The following is a 23,540-nucleotide window of genomic DNA, read 5'->3' as shown; positions in this document are numbered from 1 at the left end:
AGCATCGCCGCCGTCTCCAGCCCGGGCCGCCACGTGCGCATCGACCCCCTGCCCTACGAACGCCTGCTGGACGCGCGGCCGCTGTCGCAGGTGGACCTGGTGGTGATCCACTGCACCGAGCTTCCGGACCTCGCCACCGCCCGCGAATACGGCGCGCGCGTGCTCTACCCGGCCAGCGGCACCGGCAACAGCGGCCACTGGTACATCGACCGCGACGGCCAGGTCGAGCGCTGGGTCGAGCCAGCGCGCATCGCCCACCATGTGCGCGGGTTCAATCCCCGCTCCGTCGGGATCGAACTGGTCAACAGCGGCCGATGGCCCGACTGGCTGGATTCGCGGCGCCAGGCGATGCACGAGCCCTATCCCGGGCCGCAGCTCGATGCGCTGTCGACACTCCTGCAGGCGCTGTGCGCGGAGCTGCCCGCGCTGCGCTGGATCGCCGGCCACGAGGACCTCGACGCGCAGCAGGTTCCCGCAAGCGACGACCCCGGCCTGCAGGTGCGCCGCAAGCGCGACCCCGGCCCGCTGTTCCCCTGGGACCGCATCCTCGCCGCCACCACCCTGCAGCCCCTCCTGTAGGAGCGGCTACAGCCGCTCCTGCAGGGGCGCGCAGGCCGCCGGTCATGGACCGCCGCCTATAATCGCCGGATGCCCCAGACCACCCCTGCCCCGGCCTCCGAACTCCTCGACCTGCTCACCCTCGAGCGCCTGGAGGACAACCTGTTCCGCGGCCAGAGCCGCGACATCGGCACCAAGTATGTATTCGGCGGGCAGGTGCTGGGACAGGCGTTGTCCGCGGCGCAGGCGACGCTGACCCAGCCACGCGGCGCGCATTCGCTGCACGCCTACTTCCTGCGCGCCGGCGACATCGACCATCCGATCGTCTACGACGTCGACCGGACCCGCGACGGCGGCAGCTTCTCCGTGCGCCGGGTCACCGCGATCCAGCACGGCAAGGTGATCTTCTTCTGCGCGGCCTCGTTCCAGGACGCGGAGCGCAGCGCCGAGCACCAGCTGTCGATGCCGGAAGTGCCGCGACCCGAGGACATCGAGCCCGCGCATGCGGTCCCGGACTCGGTGCTGGAAACCCTGCCGACCAAGGTGCAGCGCTGGCTCGACCGCAGCGGCCCGTTCGAATTCCGCCACGTCTATCCGCGCGACGAGCTCAATCCGCCCAAGCGCCCGCCCTACCAGCAGGTGTGGTTCCGCCTGGCCGAGAAGGTCGGCGACGCGCCCGAACTGCACCGGGCCCTGCTGGCCTATGCCTCGGACTTCCAGCTGCTGGGCACCGCCACCTTCCCGCACGGCATCAGCTACTACACGCCGAACGTGCAGATGGCCTCGCTCGACCATGCGCTGTGGTTCCACCGCCCGTTCCGCGCCGACGACTGGCTGCTGTATTCGATCGACAGCCCCAGCGCGCAGGGCTCGCGCGGGCTGGCGCGCGGCCTGATCTATGACCGCCAGGGCCGGCTGGTGGCCAGCACCGCGCAGGAAGGCATGATCCGCGTGGTGGGCGGCGACCCCGCGGCGCCGGCGGCGGCGGGCTGAGGACGTGCGCCAGGTCTTCTCCAGCCCGCGCATCGAAAACGTCGAGGCGGTCGCGCGGATGCTCACCGACGCCGGCATCGAGGCCCGGGTCAGCAACGGACGCTCCTATCGCGGCGCGATCCGCGGCAACTTCAGCTATCGCGACGGCGGCGGCGGTGCGCCGCGTCCGTCGGTCTGGGTGATCCGCTCGGACCAGCAGCCCGAGGCGCGGCGCATGCTGCGCGAAGCCGGACTGCTGCAGTCCCCGGCGCGCGGCCAGGGCTTCCTGCCAAGCGGCCAGGCGGCCGGTGCCGGTGCCGGCGCTGCCGCCGCCCAACCGGCGCGCGGCGGGGGCCGCTTCCGCTACGGTCTGCTGCTCGCGGTGGCGGTGATGGCGGCGCTGGCGATGCTCGCCTGGCGCGCCGGGCGCGACGACACCGCGCCCGCGGGCCTGGCAACGCCGACCGCCGGGCCATCGCCGGACGCGCCTGCGGCCCCGGCCGCATCGCCGCTCTCCGGCGTTCCCGACATCACCGCGCTGCCGGACACCGCCTTCGTTGTGGCGACGCCGCCCGCCCTGGCCGCGACCCTGGTCCGTTCGGAGCTGTCCGCTGCCGGCGACCCGCGCGCCTGCCTGTCCATCGACGGCGCGGACCCGGCGCCGGAGCTGCTGCGTGAGCTGGCCGCCGCCGGCCTCGACGTGCTCTCCGCCTCCGCCTGCGGGGACGATCGGGTCGCGGTGGCCGTTTCCGGCTACACCACCGACGGATCGGGCCGCGGCACGGTGCAGCTGGCGGTCGGCACCGCGCCGCCGCGGACGCTGGCGGTGCGGCGCGAGGGCCGGGACTGGCTGCTGGACGACGCGGCGCCCTGACCGCCGGTCACGTTCCGCGGCCGGCGCCGTCTGGATACGATCGGGTGCCAGCCCGGCACCGCCACGCGAGCCGCACATGACCGCCTGCGCCATCGACGCCCTCATCCACCGCGAGCTGCCGGCCGCCGCCGGCGGCTGCGAACAGGCCTATACGCGCATCATCGTCGCCAGCCAGAACACCGTGACCGCGGTGGCCCTGGCGATCACGCGCGATCCGACCGCCAGCGAGGACATCGCGCAGGAGGCCTTCCTGTCGGCCTGGCAGAACCTCAGGCGGCTGCAGAATCCGTCGAGCTTCCTGCCCTGGCTGCGCCAGATCACCCGCAACCTGGCCTTCGACCATCTGCGCCGGCACCGCAACCGCGCGATCGGCGGCGAAGCGGCGGAGATCGCGATCAGCCACGCGGCCGACCCCTCGCTCCTGCCCGAGGAGCAGCTGATCGACGCCGAGCGCGAGCGCATGGCGGCGGAGCTCATCTCCGAACTTCCCGAGGACAGCCGCGAAGTGCTGCTGCTCTATTACCGCGAAGGCCAGAACTCGCGCCAGGTGGCGGAACTGCTCGGCATGTCCGACGCGGCCGTGCGCAAGCGCCTGTCACGTGCGCGCAAGAGCCTGCGCGGCGACCTGCTGTCGCGCTTCGGCGACTTCGCGCGGGCCACGGCGCCGGGCACCGCGTTCGCCGTCGGCGTGACCGCGATGCTCGGCTTCAGCCGGCCGGCCGCCGCCGCCGGGTTCGCCAAGGTCGGCGGCAGCGTCATCGGCGGCGTGCTGGGCAAGGGCGTGCTGGGCACGGCCGGCGCGCTGGGCGGCGGGCTGCTCGCCGGCCTGGTGACCGCGTGGCTGTGCCGGAAGATGCTCACCGCCTATGCCGACGACGACGCCGAGCGCGCCGGGATCCTGCGGGTCTACCACACCTACATCTGGACCTCGCTGGTGGCCGTGGGCCTGACCCTCGCCGCGGCCTTCAGCTTCGACAGCCTGGTCGCGACCTACGCCCTGGCGCTGGCGGCGATCGCCATCCTCAACTGGCAGCTGCTGGGTCCGCTGGCCCGGGTGATGAAGCCGCTGCTGCGCCGCGACGCCATGCGCAATCCGGACGGCGCGCGCATGCGGCAGCTGCTGTACCGGCTGACCTTCGGCCCGAGCGGCGTGGCGATCAGCAACCTCGCCATCATCGGCGGGCTGCTGCTGCTGTATTTCAAGGGCTGAGGCCGCTCAACGCCCGCGCCCTCGCGGCACGAAAAAGCCCGCACCTGGCGGTGCGGGCCTGGAGGGGATGGCCGAGGCCACCCCTGTCCGACGGGAGCAAAGGCTCAGCGGCGCTTGCCCGCCTCGAGCTCCGCGCGGCTGAGGACGCCGTCGCGGTTGTCGTCCATCCACGCGAAGCGCTTCGACAGGCGCGGCATCTTCTCGTCGACCTCGACGCGGCTCAGCTTGCCGTCGCGGTTGAGGTCGGCGGCGGCAAACGCCTCGGCAAGGCGCTTCCCGCCTTCGGCGCGACGCTGCGCGCGCGTGCGCTCCTGGTGCGCGGCGACCTCGGTGCGGACGATGAAGCCGTCGCGATTGGCGTCGATCGCGTCGAAATCGACCGCTGCACGGCGGCCCATGCGCGGGCCGTCCGGGTATCCGTCGCGCATGCGGGGCGGGGCGTCGGCGGCGGCCGTTCCAGGCGCCGCGCGGCGCTCGGCCATGCGGGCGGCGTGGGCCTGGCGGGCTTCGTCGCGTGCCGCCTTCGCGGCGTCGAACTCGGCGCGGCTGACGCGGCCGTCGCCGTCGGCGTCCATGCGCTCGACGCCGCCCCACATGGCATGTCCGCCCGGGCCGCGGCGGCCGTGGTGGCCGGCGCCATGCCGGCCATCGCGCATCGGGCGCTCCGATTTGGCGTCGCGGGTGGCGTCGCCTGCGGCGGCCTTGGCGGGCGCGACGGACGGGGACTGGGCGGCCGCCATGCCGGCGACACCCACGGAAGCCAGCGCGAGGGCGGTGGCGAAGAACAGGGCATGACGCTTCATGCGTGACTCCTCTTTGCGGCAGCGACAGTGCTGCAGTGCCCCGTTCAACGCACGGCACCGCGCGACCGTTGACCGGCCGGCAACGGGGTTCAGCTCCCAGCCGGGTCGCGGCCGCTGCGACCGGGCGCAGTATCCTGCCCGCATGCATCGCGTCGCTTCCGCCTCCTGCGCAGCATGCCGGCCATGACCGAGCCGGCGGCGCTGCGCCTGTTCCATACCGCGGAACACCCCTGCGGCTACTGGCCCGAGCGCGCCGCGCGCGACCTGGTCCTCGATCCCGGCGACCCGCGCCTGGCCGAGAGCTATGCGCGCGCGCTGTCCTGGGGCTTCCGCCGCTCGGGGGACCTGGTCTACCGCCCGCACTGCCACGGCTGCCGCGCCTGCGTGCCGGTCCGCATCCCCGTGGACAGCTTCGTACCCGACCGCAGCCAGCGCCGCTGCCTCGCGCGCAATGCCGACGTGCAGGCGCGCATCCTGCCGGCGGGCGAGAACAGCGAGCGCTTCGAGCTGTATCGCCGCTACCTCACCGGACGGCACCCCGGCGGTGGCATGGACGACCACGGCAAGCCGGAATTCGCCCAGTTCCTGGTCGGCAGCTGGTCGCAGGGCCGCTTCCTCGAACTGCGTGCCGGTGGACGCCTGCTGGCGGTGGCGGTCACCGACCTGGTGGAGGACGCGCTGTCCGCCGTCTACACCTTCTACGATCCGGCGGACGCCGCACGCGGCCTCGGCACCCTGGCGATCCTCCACCAGATCGAATGGGCGCGCCGCGACGGCCGCCGCCACCTCTACCTTGGCTACTGGATATCGGGACACCGGAAGATGGACTACAAGCGCAGGTTCCAACCCCTCGAACAGTTCGACGGCCGCGCCTGGCAGCCGCTGTCGCGCGGTGGCGAGGCGTGAGTGCGCGACCGCTCGCGCGCCTGCACCGGATGCGGCCGGCCGCGCCGGAATCGCCCCGCATGGCGTCCGCCGGCAGGCGTGCAGCCTGGGCGCTTGCCGCGTGCGTCCTGCTCGCCGGCTGCGTGCGAGTGAACGTGCACGGTGATCCGGGCCAGGCGATGCAGCCGGCAACGCTGCGCGTGGCCACCTACAACGCCTCGCTGTATTCCGACGCGTCCGGCGGCCTGCTGCGCCGGCTCGAGGCCGGCGACGGCGACGCGCGCAAGGTGGCCGCGGTGCTGCAGCGCGTCCGCCCCGACGTGGTGCTGGTCAACGAATTCGACTTCGACCCGTCCGGCCGCGCCGCCGATGCCTTCCAGCGCGACTACCTCGAAGTACCGCAGGCCGGCGGCGGCGATGCGCTGCGCTATCGCTACCGCTATTTCGCGCCGGTGAACACCGGCGTTCCCAGCGGGCTGGACCTCGACCGCAGCGGCGACGTCGGCGCAGCCGGACCGGTGGACGGCGAGGACGCCGCCGCGGCGCGCGGGCGCGGCAACGACGCCTGGGGCTACGGCCTGCATCCCGGCCAGTACGGCATGCTGCTGCTGTCGATGCATCCCATCGACACCGCGGCCATCCGCACCTTCCAGCGGCTGCGCTGGAGTGCCATGCCGGGCGCCGCGCGCCCCGTGGATCCCGCGACCGGCGGACCCTGGCATGACGATGCCATCTGGTCGCAGCTGCGCCTGTCGTCGAAATCGCACTGGGACGTGCCGGTGCGCACGCCGCTGGGCACGGTGCACATGCTGGCCTCGCACCCCACGCCGCCGGTCTTCGACGGCCCGGAGGACCGCAACGGCGCCCGCAACCACGACGAGATCAGGCTGTGGACCGAATACCTCGGCGGCGGCCGCGCCGGCTGGCTGTGCGATGACGCCGGCCGCTGCGGCGGCCTCGATCCAGGCGCGCGATTCGTGATCCTCGGCGACCTCAACAACGACCCCGTCGACGGCGACGGCCGCCACGAGGCGATCACCGGCCTGCTGTCGCATCCGCGCGTGCTGCGCGCCGACCCGCCGGCCAGTGCCGGCGCGCGGCATGCCCAGGGCGCCGACCGGCCCGACCGCCGCGGTGACGCCGGGCATGCCACCGGCGATTTCGGGCCACGCGTCGGCCCGCTGCGGCTGGACTACGCGCTGCCCTCGAGCGGATTCCGCCTGCGAAATGCCGGGGTGTTCTGGCCGGCCCCGGGCACGGATGGCGCCGGGATCATCGACGGCACCGACCATCGCCTGATCTGGGTCGACCTCGCCAACCCGTGAGCCCGCGCGGGCGCGCACCCGGTGGCGCGCGTCGGCCGGTTGCGGCGCCTCTCAGGGCGCAGGCTTGCCGCCGGCGTCCCCGGCCGGGACGTCCTCCACGCCGGGCGATCCCGCGTCCGCACTCTCCGGCACCGCCTGCGCCGGCGCCTCCGCCGGCGGAGCGGACGGGCCGACCATCGGCAGCATCGGCAGCGGCGCGGCGGCCTCGTAGCTGCGCGGCCCGAAGCCGAACATCCCGCCGCTCTGCCGCGAGACGATCATGCGCACCATCGACGCGGGCACCATCAGTTCCAGGTCCACCTCCTCGCCGGTGGGCATGCGGCCCTTCAGCGTCATCTCGATCAGTGCGCCGGCGGTATCGACCTCGTCGCACGCGACGTGAGGCCCGACCACCGGGCTGTCCTGGATATAGGGCTTGATGGCATCCCCGAGCGCCTCCAGCGCCTGCGGGAAGAAGAACACGGCATAGCCGTTGCGACCTGTCATTGGCGGGCGGCTCCAGGAAGGGGGGCAGGCATCTTGGCAGACCTGCCGTCGGCGGCCCGTGCGATGGCGGGCCCGCGCGCCAGCGGCTAGCCTGTGTCCATGCGCCACCGCGACGCCATCCTCGTCAACACGCCGGACATCGAGATCTGGCCCGGCGGCCTGCTGCGCGCGCGCGGCAACCGCGACGCGCGCCTGCTGGCGCGGGCCCGCAGCGTGCTGCGGCGCAAGCGCGATGGCACCCTGCTGGCGGCCGACCTGGCCGAAGGCCTGCAGCCTCTGGTGCCGAGGCTGGCACGCGAACCCGGCCTCGACGCCGCGCTCCGCGCCCTGGCCCATGCACCGCGGCGGGCACGGCGCGCTGGAATCGATGCGGTGCCGACGCTTCCACCGACCCGGCTGGCGCTGTGCCTGGACGCGCTCGGCATCGACGGCGAGGCCTATGCCGGACGCACGGAGCTGGCCCTGCAGTCCGAGCCCGCGTGGCTGGCCCTGGCCGGGCGCGACCGCTACGGCCGCGCGCTCTGGCTGCGCGCCGACGCCGCCCTGGGCTGGCGGCGCCTGGTCGATGCGGCCGCCGGCGACGGCATCGTGCTGGAGGCGGTGTCCGGCTACCGCAGCCACGCCTACCAGGCCGGGATCGTCGAGCGGAAGCTGGCCCGGGGCCTGGAGATCGCGGAGATCCTGGCGGTCAACGCCGCCCCCGGCTGGTCCGAGCATCATTCGGGACGGGCGGTGGACGTCAGCGCGCCCGGCGAGCCGGCCGCCGAGGAGTCCTTCGAGGCCACGCCGGCGTTCGCCTGGCTCCAGGCCCATGCGGGCGGGCTCGGGTTCACGATGAGCTACCCGCGCGACAATCCGCACGGAATCGTCCACGAACCCTGGCACTGGCGCTACGACGGGACCGCGCGGACCGATTGAGATCGCGGCGCGCTGCGGCTACATTGACCGCAACGAACACCATCGCCGCCAGCCCACCCGCGCCCCGGCCGACGCGAGACGTCGCCCGGGGCGCGTTGCTGGCGGCAAACGCATTGCAGGAGACGCACGCGTGAACACCCGACCCAACATCACCATCTCGACGCTGGATGCCGAGCGGCTGGAGAGCCTGCTCGAGTCCCTCCCCGACGCCACCTTCCCCGGCCGGCAGGCGCTCGAAGCCGAGCTGCTGCGCGCCGACGTGGTCACGCCGAAGGAGATCCCGCCGACCACGGTGACCATGAATTCGACCGTGCGCTTCCGCGTCGGCCCGGACGAGACCTTCAAGCTGACCCTGGTCTATCCCCGCGACGCCGATGGCAGCCCCGACCGCATCTCCGTGCTCGCCCCGGTGGGCAGCGCCCTGCTCGGCCTGTCGCAGGGCGACGAGATGGAATGGCCCAAGCCGGGCGGCGGCAGCGTCAAGGTGCTGATCGAGGAAGTGACCTACCAGCCCGAGCGCGCCGGCGAACTCCACCGCTGAGCCAGGACGACGTCCGCGCGGGCCGCCTCAGCCGCCCGCGCTTCCCAGGACTTCACGCAGGAACGGCACCGTCACCCGGCGCTGTGCCGCCAGCGAAGCCCGGTCCAGGGCGTCGAGCTGGGCGGTGAGCCCGGCCAGGTCGCGCCCCGCACGCTTCAGCAACCACCCGATCGCGGCCTCGTCGAACTGCAGGCCGCGCCGGCGCGCGCGCAACCGCAGCACCTCGGCGCGCCCGGCGTCGTCGAGCGGCTGCAGCGTGATGCGGGCGCACTGCGCGAGGCGCGAGCGCAGGTCCGCCAGCCCCAGCGGCAGCGCGGCCGGAGCTGCGTCAGCGGCATAGAGCACGGCGACGCCGGCGGCGCGCGCGCGGTTGTGGAAATCGAACAGCGCGACTTCGTCGCCGCGGTCGCCGGCGATCGCCTCGAGTCCGTCCAGCGCGACCAGGTGCATCGCCTGCAGTCCATCCAGAGCCAGGGCCAGGCGGCCCACGGCCGCGGCCATCGGCAGGTAGACGGCGCTGGCGCCCCGGGATTCGGCCTCGGCGCAGGCCGCCAGCAGCAGATGGGTCTTGCCGGTCCCCGGACCGCCGTCGAGGTACAGCCAGTCCCCGTCGCCGGCAGCCAGCGCCCGCAGCTGCGCGAGCGCGCCAGCGGGCGCGCCCACGAAGGTGTCGAAACGCTGGTCCGGCGGATAGCGCAGCGCCAGCGGCAGCTGCCGGCTCACGCGCCGCCGCGGCGGGGCGCCGCCACCGGTGGACGCTCCATCACGGACCTCAGCGCAGCTGGAACTCGGGCGGCAGGCCGTCGAGGTTGGCACCCGACTCCACCAGCACCGAGCCGTCGAGCACGCGGCGGAAGCCGGCCAGGCCGGTCAGCAGGTCCAGTTCGAGTTCGATGCTGTTGGGCGTGGCCCGCAGCGGCCGCACCCCGCGCACCACCGAAGTCGACTGCAGCCAGGCCGCCAGGCGCACGTAGTCGTCGGCGCTGTTGATCCCGGTGACGACGATGTGCTCGACGCCCGGCTGGCCCACGGGGCTCGCCTTCGCATAGCGGCGCACCAGGGCGTTGGCCGCGCCGTCGGCGCCGGAGGCGATGACCCGTCGGGCCTGCGTGTCCTCCTCGGACCATGTGGCCAGCACCCGGCCGTTGTCGACGAAGGTCCAGTCCGCCTTCCAGCCGCCGCCGGCACGGTACAGCTTGCCGATCAGCTGCATCGGCGGGTTGTAGCGTGCCGACAGGCGCGCGACCGCGGCCGAATCACCGCGCCAGATCGCGCCGACGGCGGCACGCTCGGCGGCGCTGCCACCCGGCAGGCCCAGGCGGAAGCCGCGCTCCTGCGCCCGGTCGAGCACCGGCCTGGCGACGTTGTTCTGCCCCACGGCGACCAGGCGCGGCCCGGTGCCGTCGTCGATCGCCAGCCACAGCACCGGCTTGGGCCTGGGCTCCGGCCACACCGGCAGGCCGAGCGCGCCGGCGATGCCGTCGACATCGTCCTTGCGGAAGCGCACCACCAGGGTCGTGGTGTAGGTCGGCGAACCGGCGGCGGAGCGCCCCTCGTCCTGGCGGTAGTCGGAGTGCTCGACGAAATCGCCCGCGCGGCGGAGCTCGCGGGCCACGCCCGGGCGCCGCGACACGCCGGCATCGCCGGACAGCTTGCCCAGCACCTGCGCCAGCGCGCGCTGGTAGCCCGACTGCCGGGCCGATTCGGTCTGGCTGCCGACCGCCACCTCGGCCTCGTACAGGCCGCTGGCGCCCGCGCGGTCGCCTTCGACGCGCTGGGCCTGGGCCCAGCCGGCAGGCAGCAGCGCGAGGATCAGCGTGAGCAGCAACGCCTTGGGCATCGTCGTTCCCTGGAGCATGACAACGTGGAATGGTGCCGCACGGGCCGCGCCGCGTCCATGAAGACGGGCGCGGGACTGCTAAAATGAACGTTTCCATGCGCCGGCGAGCCATCGTGACCAGCCCCACTCCGCTGACCTACCGTGACGCCGGCGTCGACATCGACGCGGGCAATGAAGTCGTCGAACGCATCAAGCCGCTGGTGAAGCGCACCTTCCGCCCCGAAGTGATGGGCGGCCTGGGCGGCTTCGGCGCGCTGTTCGACCTGTCGGGCAAGTACCGCGAGCCCGTGCTCGTCTCGGGCACGGATGGCGTGGGCACCAAGCTGAAGCTCGCGCAGCAGCTGGGCCGCCACGACACCATCGGCATCGACCTGGTCGGCATGTGCGTGAACGACGTGCTGGTGCAGGGCGCCGAGCCGCTGTTCTTCCTCGACTACTTCGCCACCGGCAAGCTCGACATCGACACCACGGTGGCCGTGGTCGGCGGCATCGCCCGCGGCTGCGAGCTGGCGGGCTGCGCGCTGATCGGCGGCGAGACCGCCGAGATGCCCGACATGTACGGCCCCGGCGAGTACGACCTGGCCGGCTTCACCGTGGGCGCGGTGGAGAAGTCCGAGTTGCGCGACGGTGGCCGCGTCGCCGCCGGCGACGTGCTGATCGGCATCGCCTCGAGCGGACCGCATTCCAACGGCTACTCGCTGATCCGTCGCATCTACGACCGCGCCGGCCGGCCCGGCCACACCGACCTCGACGGCGTGCGCCTCGAGGACGCGCTGATGGCGCCCACCGCGCTGTACGTGAAGCCGGTGCTCGAGCTGCTGCGCGGCGCCGAGGGCGGCTCGATCCACGCCATGGCGCACATCACCGGCGGCGGCCTGACCGAGAACATCATCCGCGTGGTGCCCGAGGGCCTCGCCCTCGAGATCGACGCCTCGGCGTGGGCGCTGCCCGCGGTGTTCGACTGGCTGCAGCGCGAAGGCGCGGTGGCCCCCGAGGAAATGTGGCGCACCTTCAACTGCGGCCTCGGCTTCGTGCTGGTGGTCGACCCGGCGCGCGCCGGCGCTGTGGCCGCGGCACTGGACGCGCTTTCGCTCGCGCACCGGACGATCGGCACCGTGGTGCCCGCGCGCGACGCTGGCGCCCGCGTGCGCATCGGCTGATCGCCATGGCGGAGCGCACGCCGCGGCTGGCCGTGCTGGCCTCCGGCCGCGGCAGCAACCTGCAGGCGATGCTCGACGCGATCGCCGACGGCCGCCTGGACGCACGCGTGGCTGGCGTGTTCGGCGATCGTGCGAAAGCCCACGCGCTGCAGCGTGCGCGCGATGCCGGCATCGAGGCCGGGGCGCTGCGTCCGCGCGACTACGCCGGCCGCGACGAGTTCGACGCCGCGCTGTTCGCACGGGTGGCGGCGGTACAGCCGGACCTCGTGGTCTGCGCGGGCTATATGCGCCTGCTCGGCGCGGCGGCGCTGGCGCCCTGGGCGGGCCGCATCATCAACATCCACCCGTCCCTGTTGCCCGACTTCAAGGGCCTGGACACGCATGCGCGCGCGCTGGCCGCCGGCGTCGCTGAACACGGGGCCAGCGTCCATTACGTCACCGCCGACCTCGATGGGGGGCCGGTCATCGCCCAGGCGCGGGTGCCGGTGCACGACGGCGATGACGCGGAGGCGCTGGCGGCGCGCGTGCTCGACACCGAACATCCGCTGCTCGTGGGCAGCCTGCAGCTGCTCTGCGCCGGTCGCATCACCCTGCGCGACGATGCCGTCGAGCTCGACGGCAGGCCACTGGGCGCACCTCTTCAGCTGGCAGCCAACCGCCTGTTGTCATGATCCCGGCGGTATGAACACCGCCCCCCGCCTCCTGTCCACGGCGCTCGTTGCCGCGCTCACCGTCCTGCCCGCGCTGGCCGCCGGCGGGACGATGTCGGCCGTGCAGCAGCCGGCGCAAGCGGGCGGCAGCGTGCCCGGCGCCCCGGCGGCGGCTGCCAGCGAGGCCGCGGATCCGCAGCCCGTGCTGACACCGTTCGTCGCCACCTACGACGCATGGAACGGTGGAAAGCAGGCAGGCACCGCGACCATGCGGCTGGCACGCGAAGGCAGGCTGTGGCGGATCGACCTCGACGTCACCGGCAACCGGGGCCTGGCGCGCTGGGTCCGGCTGGACATCGACCAGGGCACCGTTTTCGACGAGGCCGGCGGCGACTACCGGCCGCTGCGCCAGGACACGCGCCGCAAGGCGCTGTTCATGGGCCGGCACATCGAGGGCGTGTACGACTGGACGTCCAGCGTCGCGCAGTGGAGCGGCGACCTCAAGGACGCACGCCGCCAGCCGGTCGCGCTGCGCGCAGGCGACAAGAGCGGACTGCTGATCAACCTTGCCATCGTGCGCGACGCCGCGCCGGGACGCGCGCTCCGCTATCGCTTCGTCGATGGTGGCCGCGTGCGCGACCACCAGTACGCCGTGGCCGACGCCACCGAGTACGTCGAGGTCGACGGCCTCTCGTACGACGCCATGCGTGTTTCACGGACCAATGGCGGCAATGATGAAACCATCTTCTGGGTGGCGCGTGGCGTGCCCACGCCCATCCGGATCCTGCAGCGCGAGAACGGCGAAGACGCCATCGACCTGCGCCTGGTCGCATACGAAGGAGCTCACTAGATGTTGGACACCACGTTGTTCCGCCGCCGCGTCGCGGCTACCGCCGCGATCGCCCTGCTCGCGCTGGCCTCCGCGCCGGCGCTTGCGATCAAGCCCTTCAGCGCCGACTACCAGGCGAACTACATGGGCATGCAGGCGACGGCGAAGATGAGCCTGGCCAGCGCCGGCAAGGACCGCTGGGAATACCGCATCGACATCGGCGGCATGGGCGCGGAGCTGGCCCAGAGCACGGTGTTCGAGGTCGAAGGCGACCAGTGGCGCCCGCTGAAGAGCGTGGACAGCCAGCGGGGCACGAGCGGGCTGGCCGCGATGCTGGTCAAGCGCAAGAGCGTCACCGCCGACTACGACTGGCAGCAGGGCGAAGCGCGCTGGACCGGTGACGTCAAGGAAGATCGCGCGGGTCCGGTCAAGCTGCGCACCGGCGACCTGGACGGCATGCTGATGAACCTCGTGCTGGTGCGGGACGTCGCCGCAGGCAAGCCGCTCGACTACCGCCTCGTGGAGGACGGGCGCGTCAAGCGCCAGCGCTTCCAGGTCGAAGGGACCGAACAGATCCAGGTCGGCGACAAGTCGCATGCCGCCACCCGCGTGGTGCGTCGCGACGGCAAGCGCGAAATCATCGCCTGGGTGGTGGATGGCCTGCCGGTGCCGGCGCGCGTGCTGCAGCGTCGCGACGGCAAGGACCACATCGACCTGAAGCTCACCGCGGTCAACTGACCGCGGTCGACCGCGGGCGACCGGCCCGCGGTCAGTCGATCCGGCTGATCCTGGCGCCGAGCCCGGACAGCTTGCGCTCGATGTGCTCGTAGCCGCGGTCGAGGTGGTAGATGCGGTCGATGACCGTCTCGCCCTCGGCCACCAGCCCGGCCAGGATCAGCGAGGCCGAGGCCCGCAGGTCGGTGGCCATGACCGGCGCGCCGCTCAGGCGCTCGACGCCGGTGACCGTTGCGCGGTGTCCCTCGATGTGGATGTCCGCACCCAGCCGCATCAGCTCGTTGACGTGCATGAAGCGGTTTTCGAAGATCGTCTCGTCGATGGTCGCCACGCCCTCGGCGATGCAGTTCATCGCCATGAACTGCGCCTGCATGTCGGTGGGGAACGCCGGATGCGGTGCGGTGCTGATGTCCACCGCGCGCGGACGGCGGCCACGCATGTCGACGGTGATGCGGTCGCCTTCGATGCCGATGTCGGCGCCAGCCGCGGTTAGCCGCTCGAGCACCGCGTCCATGGTGTCCGGACGCGCGTGGGTGATGGTCACGCGGCCACCGGTGATGGCGCCGGCCACCAGAAAGGTCCCGGCCTCGATGCGATCGGCCACCACCTCGTGGCGCGCGCCATGCAGCCGGTCGACGCCGTGCACGACGATGCGCGAACTGCCCGCGCCCTCGATGTCGGCGCCCATCGCCAGCAGGCAGTCGGCGAGGTCGACGATTTCCGGCTCGCGCGCGGCGTTGTCGATCACCGTGGTGCCCTGGGCCAGGGTCGCGGCCATCAGCACGTTCTCGGTCGCGCCCACGCTCACCATGTCGAAGACGACATGGCCGCCGCGCAGGCGACCCGCGCGGGCGTTGATGAAGCCGTGCTCGACGGTGATGCGCGCGCCGAGCGCCTCGAGCGCGCGGATGTGCAGGTCGACCGGGCGCGACCCGATCGCACAGCCACCCGGCAGCGCGACCTCGGCCGCACCGTGCCTGGCGACCAGCGGACCGAGCACCAGCACCGACGCGCGCATCGTGCGCACCAGTTCGTAGGGGGCGACGTGGCTGTCGACGCCGCGCGGATCGACGAGCACGTGGCTCCCGTCCGCGTCATGCGTGACCGCGGCACCGAGGCCGTCCAGCACCCGCGCCGTGGTCACCACGTCATGCAGGTGCGGGACGTTGCCGATCTCCACCGGCTCGTCGGCCAGCAGGGTCGCGCACAGGATGGGCAGGACGGCGTTCTTGGCGCCGGAGACGCGGACGTCGCCCTCGAGGGCCACGCCGCCAACCACCGCGATCTTCTGCATCAGGCGGGCCGGTGCTCGTCGGGGGTCAGGGTGCGCAGCGCGAGCGCGTGGATCTCGTTGCCCATCAGCGCGCCCAGGGTGGCGTAAACCATGCGGTGGCGCGCCAGCGGCAGCCGGCCGGCGAAGTCCGGGTGGACCACGACGGCCTCGAAGTGCACGCCGTCGTCGCCACGCACGTCGACCTCGGCGCCAGGCAGCCCCTGCTCGATGAGTTTACGGATGGTGTCTGCGTCCAAGGCGGCTCGTCCAGGTCATGAAGGGCACATGAGGCGGCCTCCCGGCCGCCCTGGAAAACCGGGGGAGCGGGGAGAAATCCGCGTAAGATGAACCGGTTAGCCTAACGGAAAAGGGTCCGGCCCGGTATGCCCGGAAGCAACGACCACCCCGCCAGCGCGCCCGACTTCGCGGCCAGCGGCCAGCGGGTCTTCGAGATCGAATGCCAGGGCCTGGCCGCCGTCGCGGCCCGCATCGACGGCGACTTCTCGCGCGCCTGCGCCCTGCTCCTGGCCTGCGGCGGCCGGGTGGTCTGCACCGGCATGGGCAAGTCCGGCCATGTCGCGCGCAAGATCGCCGCCACCCTCGCCTCCACCGGCACGCCGGCGTTCTACGTCCATCCGGGCGAGGCCGGGCACGGCGACCTGGGCATGGTCACCGACGCCGACGTGGTCCTCGCGCTCTCCTACTCGGGCGAATCCGACGAGGTGCTGCAGCTGCTCCCGGTGCTCAAGCGCCAGGGCAACGCGCTGGTGTCGATGACCGGCCGCCCCGGCTCCACGCTGGCGCGCGCGGCCGCCGTGCACCTCGACGTCAGCGTGCCGGCGGAGGCCTGCCCGCTGCACCTGGCACCGACCGCGAGCACCACGGCCTCGCTCGCCATGGGCGACGCGCTGGCGGTGGCCCTGCTCGAGGCGCGCGGCTTCACCGCCGACGACTTCGCGCGCTCGCACCCGGCCGGCGCGCTCGGACGCCGCCTGCTGCTGCACATCGCCGACGTCATGCACACCGGCGATGCCGTGCCGCGCGTGCCGGCCAGCGCGACCGTGAGCGAGGCCCTGGCCGAGATCAGCCGCAAGATGCTCGGCATGACCGCCGTCGTCGACGACGACGGCCGCCTGCTGGGCCTCTACACCGACGGCGACCTGCGCCGCAGCCTGGACGCGGGCATCGACGTGCGCACCGCGCCGATCGCCGACGTGATGACGCGCAGCCCGCGCACCATCGGCGCCGACGCGCTTGCGGTCGAGGCGGCGCAGCTGATGGAGGCGCACAAGATCGGCGGCCTCGTGGTCGTGGACGACGGGGGCCGCGTGGTTGGCGCCCTGAACATTCACGACCTGTTGCGCGCACGCGTGGTGTGATCCCGCGTTCATGCGCCCCGCCTACCCGCCCTCCCCGCCTCCCGAACTGCGCGCGCGCGCCGCGCGCATCCGCCTGGCCTGCTTCGACGTCGACGGCACCCTGACCGACGGGCGCCTGCATATCGCCAGCGACGGCACCGAGAGCAAGTCCTTCCATGTCCACGACGGCCTCGGCATCTCGCTGCTGCGCCGCGCCGGCATCGCGGTGGCCTTCATCACCGCGCGCAGCAGCGCGGCGGCCGAGATCCGCGCGCGCGACCTCGGCGTCGAGGTGCATACCGGCGTCAAGGACAAGCTCGCCTTCGTCGAAGGGCTGCGCACGCGCCTGGGCCTGGACGCCGACGCGGTGTCGTTCATGGGCGACGACCTGACCGACCTCGCGGTGCTTGCCGCCGCCGGCCTGGCCGCGGCGCCCGCCGATGCGCATCCTGCGATCCTGGCCAGCGTCCACTGGCAGTCGTCGCTTGGCGGCGGCGCGGGCGCGGCGCGCGAATTCTGCGACCTCGTGCTGGCGGCACGCGGCGACGCCGGCATCGCTGCCGACGCGGCCGGAGCAGGCCAGTGAACTGGCGCGGTGCGCTGATCCTGGTGTTGCTGGTGGCCGCCATCGCCAGCGGCTGGTCGGCCTGGCGCCAGGGCGCCGACGAGCCGGACGCCCTGGCCACCAGCGACCGCTCCGACTACGTGCTCGAGGACTTCGAACTGGTGTCGCTCGACAGCCGCGGGCAGGAAGCCTTCACCCTCCGCGCGCCCTGGCTGCAGCGCGACCCCGCCGATGAAACCCTGTCGCTGCGCGAACCCGTGTTCCTGCTGCCCGAGGAAGGCGGCGAGTACTACTGGGACCTGCGCGGCGACGCCGGCTGGATCAGCGCCGACAGCAGCGAGATGCGGCTCGACGGCAGCGTCGTCGCCGTCTCCGACCCGGCCGGCGGCCGGGCCATGCGCATGGAAACCGACGCCCTGCAGGTCTTCCCGGAGCAGCGTCGCGCACGCACCGATGCCGCCGTGACCATCACCCAGCCCGGCACTACAATGCAGGGCACGGGCATGGAAGCCGACCTGGCCGGCAAGCGCTTCCAGCTCACTTCCAAGGTCCAGACCCGCTATGTCCCCACGCGCCGCTAGCCTCACGACGCTCCTCGCCCTGGCCGCGGCCCTGGCCGCCCCGTCCGCGTGGGCGAAGTCGAGCGACCGCAACCAGCCGATGGACCTGACGTCCAACACCCAGGACTGCATGCTCGCCGACGACGGCGGCCCCTGCGTGTTCGCCGGCAACGTGCGCATCGTCCAGGGCACGCTCGACGTGCGCGCGGCCAAGGCCGACGTCCGCCGCGGCGGCGGCGACATCCAGCGCGTGATCCTCACCGGCGCGCCCGTGCGCCTGACCCAGGAGCTCGACGACGGCGGCTCGATCGACGCCAGCGCCAGCAACGTCGACTACGACCTGCAGACCGAGACCGTGGTCTTTACCGGCAATGCCGAGCTCAACCAGCCCGGCCGCGGCACCATGGCCGGCGGCCGCATCGTCTACAACATGGCCACCGGCCGCGTGCAGGGCGGCGGCCAGGACGGCCAGCAGATCCGCACCCGCATCCTGCCCAAGGGGGCCAGCACCGGCGGCCAGGGCGGCAACTGATGCTGGTCGCCGAGGGGCTGCGCAAGAGCTACCGGCAGCGCGAGGTCGTGCGCGAGTTCGGGCTGACCCTCGACGCCGGCGAGGTCGTCGGCCTGCTCGGCCCCAACGGCGCGGGCAAGACCACCTGCTTCTACATGATCGTCGGCCTGGTGCCGGCCGACGCCGGCCGCATCGTGCTCGACGGCCGCGACATCACCGGCGAGCCGATGTATCGCCGCGCGCGCCTCGGCGTCGGCTACCTGCCGCAGGAACCGTCGGTGTTCCGCAAGCTGAGCGTGGCCGACAACATCATGCTGGTGCTCGAGCTGCGCGAGGACCTGGACCGCAAGGGGCGCGAGACCGAACTCGCGTCGCTGATGGACGAGCTGCAGGTGGCGCACGTCGCCGGCCAGGCCGGTGCCAGCCTCTCCGGCGGCGAGCGCCGCCGGGTCGAGATCGCGCGCGCGCTGGCCGCGCGCCCGCGGCTGATCCTGCTCGACGAACCCTTCGCCGGCGTCGATCCGATCTCGGTCGGCGAGATCCAGCGCATCGTGCGCCACCTCAAGAACCGCGGCATCGGCGTGCTGATCACCGACCACAACGTGCGCGAGACCTTGGGCATTTGCGACCGCGCGTATATCCTCAGTGATGGTGGCGTGCTCGCGCAGGGGGCTCCGGACGCGCTGCTGGCCAATCCGGACGTGCGCCGGGTCTACCTCGGGGATTCCTTCCGGCTGTGAGCCGGGGGCACGTCCCCGTCGACAGGGGAACGTCGTGAAGCCTCGCCTTCAGACATCGCTGGGACAGCAACTGGTACTGACGCCACAGCTGCGCCAGGCCCTGCACATGCTCCAGCTGTCGATGCCCGAGCTCGAGGCCGAGATCAGCGACGCGGTCGAGAGCAACCCCCTGCTGGAGTGGGACGACTCGGCGCCGGTTCCGACGCCTGGCGATCCGCCGGGCACGGATGGCGAATCCGCGGAGACGCGACACGAGGAACGCACCGGGGCCCACGAGGACCCGTGGGACGACCACCGCGACGTGGCCTGGGCCGAGAGCGGGCGCGGCGGCGGCGAGGATCCCGATGGCGACGCGTCCGAACGCATCGCCCAGTCGGAAACCCTGCGCGACCACCTCACCTGGCAGCTCAACCTCAGCCATCTTTCCCCGCGCGAACTTGCCATCGGCGAAACGCTGGTCGATGCCATCGACGACGACGGCTACCTGCGCGAGCCGCTGGCGGCCATCGCCGAAGCGCTGGCGCCGGAACTGGACTGCAGCGAGGCCGAGATCGCGCTGGTCCTGCGCCGCGTCCAGGGCCTGGACCCGACCGGCGTCGGCGCGCGCGACCTCGGCGAGTGCCTGCTGCTGCAGCTCGACGCGCTGCCCGGCGACACGCCCGGGCGCGGCATCGCGCGGCGCGCGGTGTCGACGCTGATCGAACGGCTTGCGCGGCTGGGCGAAGCCGGAATGGCCGACGCGCTTGGCTGCAGCCTGGAAGACGCGGTCACCGCCCTGCACCTGATCCGCGGACTCGACCCGCGCCCCGGCGCACGCATCGGCGGCATGCCGCAGGACACCTACGTCGTGCCCGACTGCGTCATCACCCGCCAGGGCGGCATGTGGAAGGTGGCGCTGGCCGGCGGCCGCCATTCCAGCCTGACCATCCACCGCGGCTACGAGCAGATGCTGCAGCACGCGGCCGGGGCCGACGCCGGCTACCTGCGCGGCCGGCTGCAGGAGGCGCGCTGGCTGCTGAAGAACATCGAGGCGCGCGGCGAGACCCTGCTCAAGGTGGTGCACTGCCTGGTGCGCGAGCAGTCGGGCTTCCTCGAGTTCGGCGACAAGGCGCTGCGCCCGCTGACCCTGCGCGAGGTGGCTGCGCAGATCGGCATGCACGAGTCCACCGTCTCGCGCGCGGTGGCGCGCAAGTACGTGCACACGCCGCGCGGCACGATGCCGCTGCGCGCGTTCTTCGCCTCGGGCATCGACACCGGCGGCGGCGGCGAGGCCTCGAGCACCGCGATCCAGGACATGATCCGCCGCCTGGTCGAGGCCGAGGACCCGCGCAAGCCGCTGTCCGACGCGCGCCTGGCCGAACGCCTCAAGGACGGCGGCGTGCCGGTCGCGAGGCGCACCGTGGCGAAATACCGCGAAGCCCTGAACATCCCTTCATCGCACGACCGCGTGCGCATCGCCTGAGCACCGCCCCGCCGCTTCCCGGCCTCCGGGGGCTGGGTTAACCTGTCCGTGACAACCGCGACATCGCCATGGGCGATGCTGTGGACCCCACGAGAGAGGAGGTTTGCGATGCTCATCGAGACCCACGGCCAGCAGATGGATGTCACGCCCGCGCTGCGCGACTACGTCGAGACCAAGCTTGGCCGGCTTTCGCGGCTCTACGATCCGCCGCTGCAGGTCCGCACCCAGCTGAGCCTGGACAAGCCCGACCATGTCGCCGAGGCCACGCTCAGCGTGGGCGGCAAGACCCTGCACGCCGATGCGCGCGCGGTCGACATGTACGCGGCGATCGATCTCCTGGCCGACAAGCTCGACCGGATGCTGGTGAAGGAGAAGAAGAAGATGATCGACCAGCACCGCCGCGGCGGGAACCCGGTGCGCGACGGCGAGTTCGGCTGACCCGCGGCCGCGACGGAAGCACGACGTCATGCCGTATACCGACCTGCTCACGGCCGCGCGCATCGTGCAGGTCGTGGAGCCGGGCGGGCGCGACCAGGTGCTGGACGCGGCCGCCCGCCTGCTCAGCGGCGGCTCGCCGGACTGGACCCAGGCGATCGCCGACGGCCTGCGCGCACGCGAGGCCATCGGCAGCACCTCCATCGGCCGTGGGGTGGCCATCCCGCACTGCCATACCGCCGCCTGCCGCGTTCCGGTGGCGGCCTTCCTGCGGCTGGCCGCGCCGGTCGACTTCCGCGCCCACGACGGCCAGCCGGTCGACCTGGTGTTCGCGATGGCGGTGCCGCAGGGCCATGCGCAGCAGCACCTGGACACGCTGTCCGAGCTCGCCGGCCAGTTCGCCGACCCCGGCTTCCGCGACGCGGTCCGCGCCGCCCGCGACATCACCGCGCTGCGCGCGCTGCTGCTGCGCCTCGACGTGAGCGCATGAACGCCGCGATCACCGCCCGCGAACTCTACGAACAGCTGCGCGAGCGCCTCGCGCTGCGCTGGGTCGCCGGCCAGTCCGGTGCCGCCCGCCAGCTCGAGGCGGTCGATACCGTGGCCCGCCGGCCCTCGCTGGCCGGCTACCTCAACATCATCTATCCCAACAAGGTGCAGATCCTCGGGACCGAGGAGCTGGCCTGGCTGGACGGCCTGGAGCCGCGGCAGCGCTGGGAGACGCTGGAGAAGATCCTGCAGTTCGGGCCGCTGGCGCTGGTGGTGAGCAAAGGCCAGTCCTGCCCCGAGGACCTGATCGAGATGGCCGAGGAATCGGGCATCGCGCTGTGGTCCTCGCCGCGCCGCGGCCACGAGCTCTACAGCGTGCTGCAGTACCACCTGGCCGGCGCCCTCGCACGTCGCACCACCCTGCACGGGGTGTTCATGGAGATCTACTCCATCGGCGTGCTGATCACCGGCGAATCCGGCACCGGCAAGAGCGAGCTCGCGTTGGAGCTGGTGACCCGCGGACACCGGCTGGTCGCCGACGATGCGCCGGAGTTCGCGCAGATCGCGCCGGACGTGCTCGATGGCACCTGTCCCGAGCTGCTGCAGGACCTGCTCGAACTGCGCGGCCTCGGCGTGCTCAACATCCGCGAGATGTTCGGTGACACCGCGGTGAAGCGGAACAAGTACCTGCGCCTGATCGTGCACCTGGCGCGCCCCGAGGACAGCCGCGAATCGAGCGATGCCAGCGGCATGGTGCGGCTGACCGGCGACCTCGGCTCGCGGCGCGTGCTCGAACTCGACGTGCCGATGATCACCTTGCCGGTGATGCCCGGCCGCAACCTGGCGGTCCTGACCGAAGCCGCCACCCGCGTGCACATGCTGCGCGCCAAGGGCGTCGATCCCGCCGCGGCCTTTCTCGCGCGCCACTCGCACTTCCTCGAACGGGGCACGGCATGAGCACGCCCGCGAACACGGACGCGCCCGCGGACGCGACCGCGACCGCGACCGCCGCCAGTAATGCGCTGGTCATCGTCAGCGGCATGTCGGGCAGTGGCAAGACCGTCGCGCTCAACACCTTCGAGGACCTCGACTTCTACTGCGTCGACAACCTGCCGGCGGAGCTGCTGCCCGACTTCGTGCGCAGCGCCACCCATCCCGAGCGCGCCTCGCAGAAGCTCGCCGTGGGCATCGACGTGCGCAGCCGCGGCGACCTCGCCAACCTGCCCGAGTGGCTGTCGGCGGTGGGCGCCCTGGGCTTCGACCCGAAGCTGGTCTTCTTCGACACCGCCGACAACGTCCTGCTCAAGCGCTATGCCGACACCCGCCGCCGCCATCCGCTGACGCGGCTGGGCCTGGCGCTCTCGGACGCCATCGCGCTGGAGCGCCAGGTGCTGCGTCCGCTGCGCCAGCTGGCCGACGTCACCATCGACACCAGCGAGCTCAACGTCCACCAGCTGCGCCACCGGGTGCTGACCGAACTGGGCCTGGCGATGGACTCGTCGCTGTCGCTGCTGTTCGAATCCTTCGCCTACCGGCGCGGACTGCCGCCGGACGCGGACTTCGTGTTCGATGCGCGCGCCCTGCCCAATCCGCACTGGGACCCACGGCTGCGCCCGCTGTCGGGCCGCGACGGCCCCGTGCGCGACTACTTCGAAGCGCCCGAACAGGCCGACGTCGGCGAGTTCCTGCGCCAGGTGAACGCATTCCTCGATGCCTGGCTGCCGCGCATGGACTCGTCCACGCGCAGCTACGTGACCGTCGCCTTCGGCTGCACCGGCGGCCGCCACCGCTCGGTCTACCTCGCCGAAGCCGCGGCCGCCCACGCGCGCCGGCAGGGCTGGAACGAGGTCGCCACGCACCACCGCGAACTCGACTGAGAACTCGACTGAAGTCCGGAAACGTTGCCGCGCGCGCACGCGGTGCTTCCGGACCGTCATGCGGCTCTGTTAATTTGTCCCGATGGCCGTCGGAATCCTGCTCGTCACGCACCTGGGTATCGGCACCGCGCTCGCCGCGGTGGCGGGCCGGCTGCTGGGCACGCTGCCGCTCCGCGTCGAGGTGTTCGAGATGTCCTACGACGCCGACCCCGCCGCCGCCCTGCCCGCCGCCAGCGCCGCGCTGCGCCGCGCCGACGGCGGCGAAGGCGTGCTGGTGCTGACCGACCTCTATGGCGCCACGCCGGCGAACCTCGCCGCGCGCCTGGCGCAGCTCGGCACCCCGGTCCGGCGCGTGTCTGCGCTCAGCCTGCCGATGCTGCTGAGGGTCCTGAACTATCCCGAGCTTCCGCTCGACGCGCTGCCGGCGGTGGCTGCCGCTGGCGCGCGCAACGGAGTCCTGCACGATGACGCATGAGGCACGCCG

29 protein-coding genes are annotated in these 23,540 nt (G+C 72.7%); 23 read left to right on the top strand and 6 right to left on the bottom strand.

The genetic code is table 11. The annotated features are described in order from the left end of the window. Positions 1 to 33: 33 nt before the first annotated feature. The 4 genes from JG616_RS05110 to JG616_RS05095 all read left to right on the top strand — a co-directional run bounded on the left by JG616_RS05110 (position 34) and on the right by JG616_RS05095 (position 3,614). Complete coding sequence (locus JG616_RS05110) at positions 34 to 579, top strand: N-acetylmuramoyl-L-alanine amidase (RefSeq protein WP_234446620.1); 546 nt, start codon at positions 34 to 36, stop codon at positions 577 to 579. Positions 580 to 648: 69 nt separating this feature from the next. Beyond that, positions 649 to 1,551 (top strand): acyl-CoA thioesterase II, encoded by a 903-nt coding sequence (gene tesB, locus JG616_RS05105; protein ID WP_199360453.1) that lies wholly within the window; start codon positions 649 to 651, stop codon positions 1,549 to 1,551. A gap of 4 nt (positions 1,552 to 1,555) precedes the next feature. Continuing rightward, complete coding sequence (locus JG616_RS05100; protein ID WP_199360451.1) at positions 1,556 to 2,404, top strand: DUF2007 domain-containing protein; 849 nt, start codon at positions 1,556 to 1,558, stop codon at positions 2,402 to 2,404. A 76-nt stretch (positions 2,405 to 2,480) separates the two neighbouring features. Next, positions 2,481 to 3,614: a sigma-70 family RNA polymerase sigma factor gene (locus JG616_RS05095; protein WP_199360449.1), complete on the top strand. Its 1,134-nt coding sequence runs from the start codon at positions 2,481 to 2,483 to the stop codon at positions 3,612 to 3,614. Between the two features lie 104 nt (positions 3,615 to 3,718). On the opposite strand, the gene JG616_RS05090 is transcribed toward JG616_RS05095, so the two are convergent. Further along, entirely contained in the window at positions 3,719 to 4,417 is a 699-nt protein-coding gene (locus JG616_RS05090) for an EF-hand domain-containing protein (RefSeq protein WP_199360447.1), read from the bottom strand. Positions 4,418 to 4,591: 174 nt separating this feature from the next. Between JG616_RS05090 and JG616_RS05085 the strand changes: the two genes are divergently transcribed. Together JG616_RS05085 and JG616_RS05080 are read left to right on the top strand one after the other, a co-directional pair. After that, the gene (locus JG616_RS05085; RefSeq protein ID WP_199360445.1) at positions 4,592 to 5,323 is read left to right on the top strand and encodes an arginyltransferase; all 732 of its coding nucleotides are present in this window, start codon (positions 4,592 to 4,594) and stop codon (positions 5,321 to 5,323) included. A 59-nt stretch (positions 5,324 to 5,382) separates the two neighbouring features. Further along, a complete protein-coding gene (locus JG616_RS05080) occupies positions 5,383 to 6,627 on the top strand; it encodes an endonuclease/exonuclease/phosphatase family protein (RefSeq protein WP_199360443.1) in 1,245 nt (414 codons plus the stop codon). 51 nt (positions 6,628 to 6,678) lie between these two features. On the opposite strand, the gene JG616_RS05075 is transcribed toward JG616_RS05080, so the two are convergent. Beyond that, positions 6,679 to 7,113, bottom strand: coding sequence for a hypothetical protein (locus JG616_RS05075; RefSeq protein WP_199391859.1), 435 nt, complete (start codon positions 7,111 to 7,113; stop codon positions 6,679 to 6,681). A gap of 99 nt (positions 7,114 to 7,212) precedes the next feature. On the opposite strand from JG616_RS05075, the gene JG616_RS05070 reads away from it, so the two are divergent. Together JG616_RS05070 and rnk are read left to right on the top strand one after the other, a co-directional pair. Continuing rightward, a complete protein-coding gene (locus JG616_RS05070) occupies positions 7,213 to 8,031 on the top strand; it encodes a M15 family metallopeptidase (RefSeq protein WP_199391858.1) in 819 nt (272 codons plus the stop codon). A 130-nt stretch (positions 8,032 to 8,161) separates the two neighbouring features. Continuing rightward, positions 8,162 to 8,572 (top strand): nucleoside diphosphate kinase regulator, encoded by a 411-nt coding sequence (gene rnk / locus JG616_RS05065; RefSeq protein ID WP_199360437.1) that lies wholly within the window; start codon positions 8,162 to 8,164, stop codon positions 8,570 to 8,572. A 27-nt stretch (positions 8,573 to 8,599) separates the two neighbouring features. Here the strand turns inward: rnk and hda are convergent, their stop codons facing one another. After that, the gene (gene hda, locus JG616_RS05060) at positions 8,600 to 9,295 is read right to left on the bottom strand and encodes a DnaA regulatory inactivator Hda (RefSeq protein WP_199360435.1); all 696 of its coding nucleotides are present in this window, start codon (positions 9,293 to 9,295) and stop codon (positions 8,600 to 8,602) included. 49 nt (positions 9,296 to 9,344) lie between these two features. Continuing rightward, the gene (locus JG616_RS05055) at positions 9,345 to 10,412 is read right to left on the bottom strand and encodes a DUF2066 domain-containing protein (protein ID WP_199360433.1); all 1,068 of its coding nucleotides are present in this window, start codon (positions 10,410 to 10,412) and stop codon (positions 9,345 to 9,347) included. Positions 10,413 to 10,525: 113 nt separating this feature from the next. Here JG616_RS05055 and purM point away from each other — a divergent pair, with 113 nt between their 5' ends. Genes purM through JG616_RS05035 form a run of 4 tightly spaced genes read left to right on the top strand, consistent with a single transcriptional unit; the run spans position 10,526 to position 13,789 of the window. Then, positions 10,526 to 11,572 carry a phosphoribosylformylglycinamidine cyclo-ligase gene (purM, locus tag JG616_RS05050; RefSeq protein WP_343224975.1) on the top strand — a complete coding sequence of 349 codons (1,047 nt, stop codon included), beginning with the start codon at positions 10,526 to 10,528 and terminating at the stop codon, positions 11,570 to 11,572. Between the two features lie 5 nt (positions 11,573 to 11,577). Further along, positions 11,578 to 12,243 (top strand): phosphoribosylglycinamide formyltransferase, encoded by a 666-nt coding sequence (purN, locus tag JG616_RS05045; RefSeq protein ID WP_199391856.1) that lies wholly within the window; start codon positions 11,578 to 11,580, stop codon positions 12,241 to 12,243. A 10-nt stretch (positions 12,244 to 12,253) separates the two neighbouring features. After that, positions 12,254 to 13,072 (top strand): DUF3108 domain-containing protein, encoded by an 819-nt coding sequence (locus tag JG616_RS05040; RefSeq protein ID WP_199391855.1) that lies wholly within the window; start codon positions 12,254 to 12,256, stop codon positions 13,070 to 13,072. Beyond that, positions 13,073 to 13,789 carry a DUF3108 domain-containing protein gene (locus JG616_RS05035; RefSeq protein WP_199391854.1) on the top strand — a complete coding sequence of 239 codons (717 nt, stop codon included), beginning with the start codon at positions 13,073 to 13,075 and terminating at the stop codon, positions 13,787 to 13,789. Between the two features lie 31 nt (positions 13,790 to 13,820). Here JG616_RS05035 and murA read toward each other — a convergent pair whose 3' ends face one another. Continuing rightward, positions 13,821 to 15,080: a UDP-N-acetylglucosamine 1-carboxyvinyltransferase gene (murA, locus tag JG616_RS05030; protein ID WP_199360425.1), complete on the bottom strand. Its 1,260-nt coding sequence runs from the start codon at positions 15,078 to 15,080 to the stop codon at positions 13,821 to 13,823. Beyond that, complete coding sequence (locus tag JG616_RS05025) at positions 15,080 to 15,316, bottom strand: BolA/IbaG family iron-sulfur metabolism protein (protein ID WP_199360423.1); 237 nt, start codon at positions 15,314 to 15,316, stop codon at positions 15,080 to 15,082. The genes murA and JG616_RS05025 overlap by 1 nt, the downstream gene beginning before the upstream one ends. A 126-nt stretch (positions 15,317 to 15,442) precedes the next feature. Between JG616_RS05025 and JG616_RS05020 the strand changes: the two genes are divergently transcribed. The 11 genes from JG616_RS05020 to JG616_RS04970 all read left to right on the top strand — a co-directional run bounded on the left by JG616_RS05020 (position 15,443) and on the right by JG616_RS04970 (position 23,531). Further along, a complete protein-coding gene (locus JG616_RS05020) occupies positions 15,443 to 16,438 on the top strand; it encodes a KpsF/GutQ family sugar-phosphate isomerase (protein ID WP_199391853.1) in 996 nt (331 codons plus the stop codon). Between the two features lie 10 nt (positions 16,439 to 16,448). Next, positions 16,449 to 17,003 carry a phenylphosphate carboxylase subunit delta gene (locus JG616_RS05015; protein ID WP_199391852.1) on the top strand — a complete coding sequence of 185 codons (555 nt, stop codon included), beginning with the start codon at positions 16,449 to 16,451 and terminating at the stop codon, positions 17,001 to 17,003. Continuing rightward, the gene (lptC, locus tag JG616_RS05010; RefSeq protein WP_199360417.1) at positions 17,000 to 17,563 is read left to right on the top strand and encodes an LPS export ABC transporter periplasmic protein LptC; all 564 of its coding nucleotides are present in this window, start codon (positions 17,000 to 17,002) and stop codon (positions 17,561 to 17,563) included. Before JG616_RS05015 ends, lptC begins: the two co-directional genes overlap by 4 nt. After that, positions 17,544 to 18,074 carry a lipopolysaccharide transport periplasmic protein LptA gene (gene lptA, locus JG616_RS05005; protein ID WP_199360415.1) on the top strand — a complete coding sequence of 177 codons (531 nt, stop codon included), beginning with the start codon at positions 17,544 to 17,546 and terminating at the stop codon, positions 18,072 to 18,074. Before lptC ends, lptA begins: the two co-directional genes overlap by 20 nt. After that, complete coding sequence (gene lptB / locus JG616_RS05000; protein ID WP_199360413.1) at positions 18,074 to 18,793, top strand: LPS export ABC transporter ATP-binding protein; 720 nt, start codon at positions 18,074 to 18,076, stop codon at positions 18,791 to 18,793. The genes lptA and lptB overlap by 1 nt, the downstream gene beginning before the upstream one ends. A 34-nt stretch (positions 18,794 to 18,827) precedes the next feature. Continuing rightward, entirely contained in the window at positions 18,828 to 20,255 is a 1,428-nt protein-coding gene (locus JG616_RS04995; protein ID WP_199391851.1) for an RNA polymerase factor sigma-54, read from the top strand. A gap of 108 nt (positions 20,256 to 20,363) precedes the next feature. Beyond that, entirely contained in the window at positions 20,364 to 20,693 is a 330-nt protein-coding gene (raiA, locus tag JG616_RS04990; RefSeq protein WP_199360408.1) for a ribosome-associated translation inhibitor RaiA, read from the top strand. Positions 20,694 to 20,721: 28 nt separating this feature from the next. Beyond that, on the top strand, positions 20,722 to 21,180 hold the full coding sequence (locus JG616_RS04985; RefSeq protein WP_199360406.1) for a PTS sugar transporter subunit IIA: 459 nt from the start codon (positions 20,722 to 20,724) through the stop codon (positions 21,178 to 21,180). Further along, a complete protein-coding gene (gene hprK / locus JG616_RS04980; RefSeq protein WP_199360404.1) occupies positions 21,177 to 22,136 on the top strand; it encodes an HPr(Ser) kinase/phosphatase in 960 nt (319 codons plus the stop codon). The genes JG616_RS04985 and hprK overlap by 4 nt, the downstream gene beginning before the upstream one ends. After that, on the top strand, positions 22,133 to 23,056 hold the full coding sequence (gene rapZ, locus JG616_RS04975; RefSeq protein WP_199360402.1) for an RNase adapter RapZ: 924 nt from the start codon (positions 22,133 to 22,135) through the stop codon (positions 23,054 to 23,056). The genes hprK and rapZ overlap by 4 nt, the downstream gene beginning before the upstream one ends. 82 nt (positions 23,057 to 23,138) lie before the next feature. After that, on the top strand, positions 23,139 to 23,531 hold the full coding sequence (locus tag JG616_RS04970; protein ID WP_199391850.1) for a PTS fructose IIA subunit family protein: 393 nt from the start codon (positions 23,139 to 23,141) through the stop codon (positions 23,529 to 23,531). Positions 23,532 to 23,540: the final 9 nt, after the last annotated feature.

The sequence above is a fragment of the Luteimonas sp. MC1895 genome, from assembly GCF_016457215.1.
In the GTDB taxonomy this organism is placed as follows: domain Bacteria; phylum Pseudomonadota; class Gammaproteobacteria; order Xanthomonadales; family Xanthomonadaceae; genus Luteimonas.
The sequence above is the reverse complement of the archived record's forward strand: the minus strand, read 5'-3'. Positions and strand labels throughout refer to the sequence as shown.

Bases quoted from the DNA above. Each gene is read 5' to 3' on its own strand.
- tesB (WP_199360453.1), top strand. From the start codon at position 649: ATGCCCCAGACCACCCCTGCCCCGGCCTCCGAACTCCTCGACCTGCTC.
- JG616_RS05095 (WP_199360449.1), top strand. From the start codon at position 2,481: ATGACCGCCTGCGCCATCGACGCCCTCATCCACCGCGAGCTGCCGGCC.
- JG616_RS05090 (WP_199360447.1), bottom strand. From the start codon at position 4,417: ATGAAGCGTCATGCCCTGTTCTTCGCCACCGCCCTCGCGCTGGCTTCC.
- JG616_RS05085 (WP_199360445.1), top strand. From the start codon at position 4,592: ATGCCGGCCATGACCGAGCCGGCGGCGCTGCGCCTGTTCCATACCGCG.
- JG616_RS05080 (WP_199360443.1), top strand. From the start codon at position 5,383: ATGGCGTCCGCCGGCAGGCGTGCAGCCTGGGCGCTTGCCGCGTGCGTC.
- JG616_RS05075 (WP_199391859.1), bottom strand. From the start codon at position 7,113: ATGACAGGTCGCAACGGCTATGCCGTGTTCTTCTTCCCGCAGGCGCTG.
- JG616_RS05070 (WP_199391858.1), top strand. From the start codon at position 7,213: ATGCGCCACCGCGACGCCATCCTCGTCAACACGCCGGACATCGAGATC.
- JG616_RS05055 (WP_199360433.1), bottom strand. From the start codon at position 10,412: ATGCCCAAGGCGTTGCTGCTCACGCTGATCCTCGCGCTGCTGCCTGCC.
- purN (WP_199391856.1), top strand. From the start codon at position 11,578: ATGGCGGAGCGCACGCCGCGGCTGGCCGTGCTGGCCTCCGGCCGCGGC.
- JG616_RS05040 (WP_199391855.1), top strand. From the start codon at position 12,254: ATGAACACCGCCCCCCGCCTCCTGTCCACGGCGCTCGTTGCCGCGCTC.
- JG616_RS05035 (WP_199391854.1), top strand. From the start codon at position 13,073: ATGTTGGACACCACGTTGTTCCGCCGCCGCGTCGCGGCTACCGCCGCG.
- murA (WP_199360425.1), bottom strand. From the start codon at position 15,080: ATGCAGAAGATCGCGGTGGTTGGCGGCGTGGCCCTCGAGGGCGACGTC.
- JG616_RS05020 (WP_199391853.1), top strand. From the start codon at position 15,443: ATGCCCGGAAGCAACGACCACCCCGCCAGCGCGCCCGACTTCGCGGCC.
- JG616_RS05015 (WP_199391852.1), top strand. From the start codon at position 16,449: ATGCGCCCCGCCTACCCGCCCTCCCCGCCTCCCGAACTGCGCGCGCGC.
- lptA (WP_199360415.1), top strand. From the start codon at position 17,544: ATGTCCCCACGCGCCGCTAGCCTCACGACGCTCCTCGCCCTGGCCGCG.
- lptB (WP_199360413.1), top strand. From the start codon at position 18,074: ATGCTGGTCGCCGAGGGGCTGCGCAAGAGCTACCGGCAGCGCGAGGTC.
- raiA (WP_199360408.1), top strand. From the start codon at position 20,364: ATGCTCATCGAGACCCACGGCCAGCAGATGGATGTCACGCCCGCGCTG.
- JG616_RS04985 (WP_199360406.1), top strand. From the start codon at position 20,722: ATGCCGTATACCGACCTGCTCACGGCCGCGCGCATCGTGCAGGTCGTG.
- hprK (WP_199360404.1), top strand. From the start codon at position 21,177: ATGAACGCCGCGATCACCGCCCGCGAACTCTACGAACAGCTGCGCGAG.
- rapZ (WP_199360402.1), top strand. From the start codon at position 22,133: ATGAGCACGCCCGCGAACACGGACGCGCCCGCGGACGCGACCGCGACC.
- JG616_RS04970 (WP_199391850.1), top strand. From the start codon at position 23,139: ATGGCCGTCGGAATCCTGCTCGTCACGCACCTGGGTATCGGCACCGCG.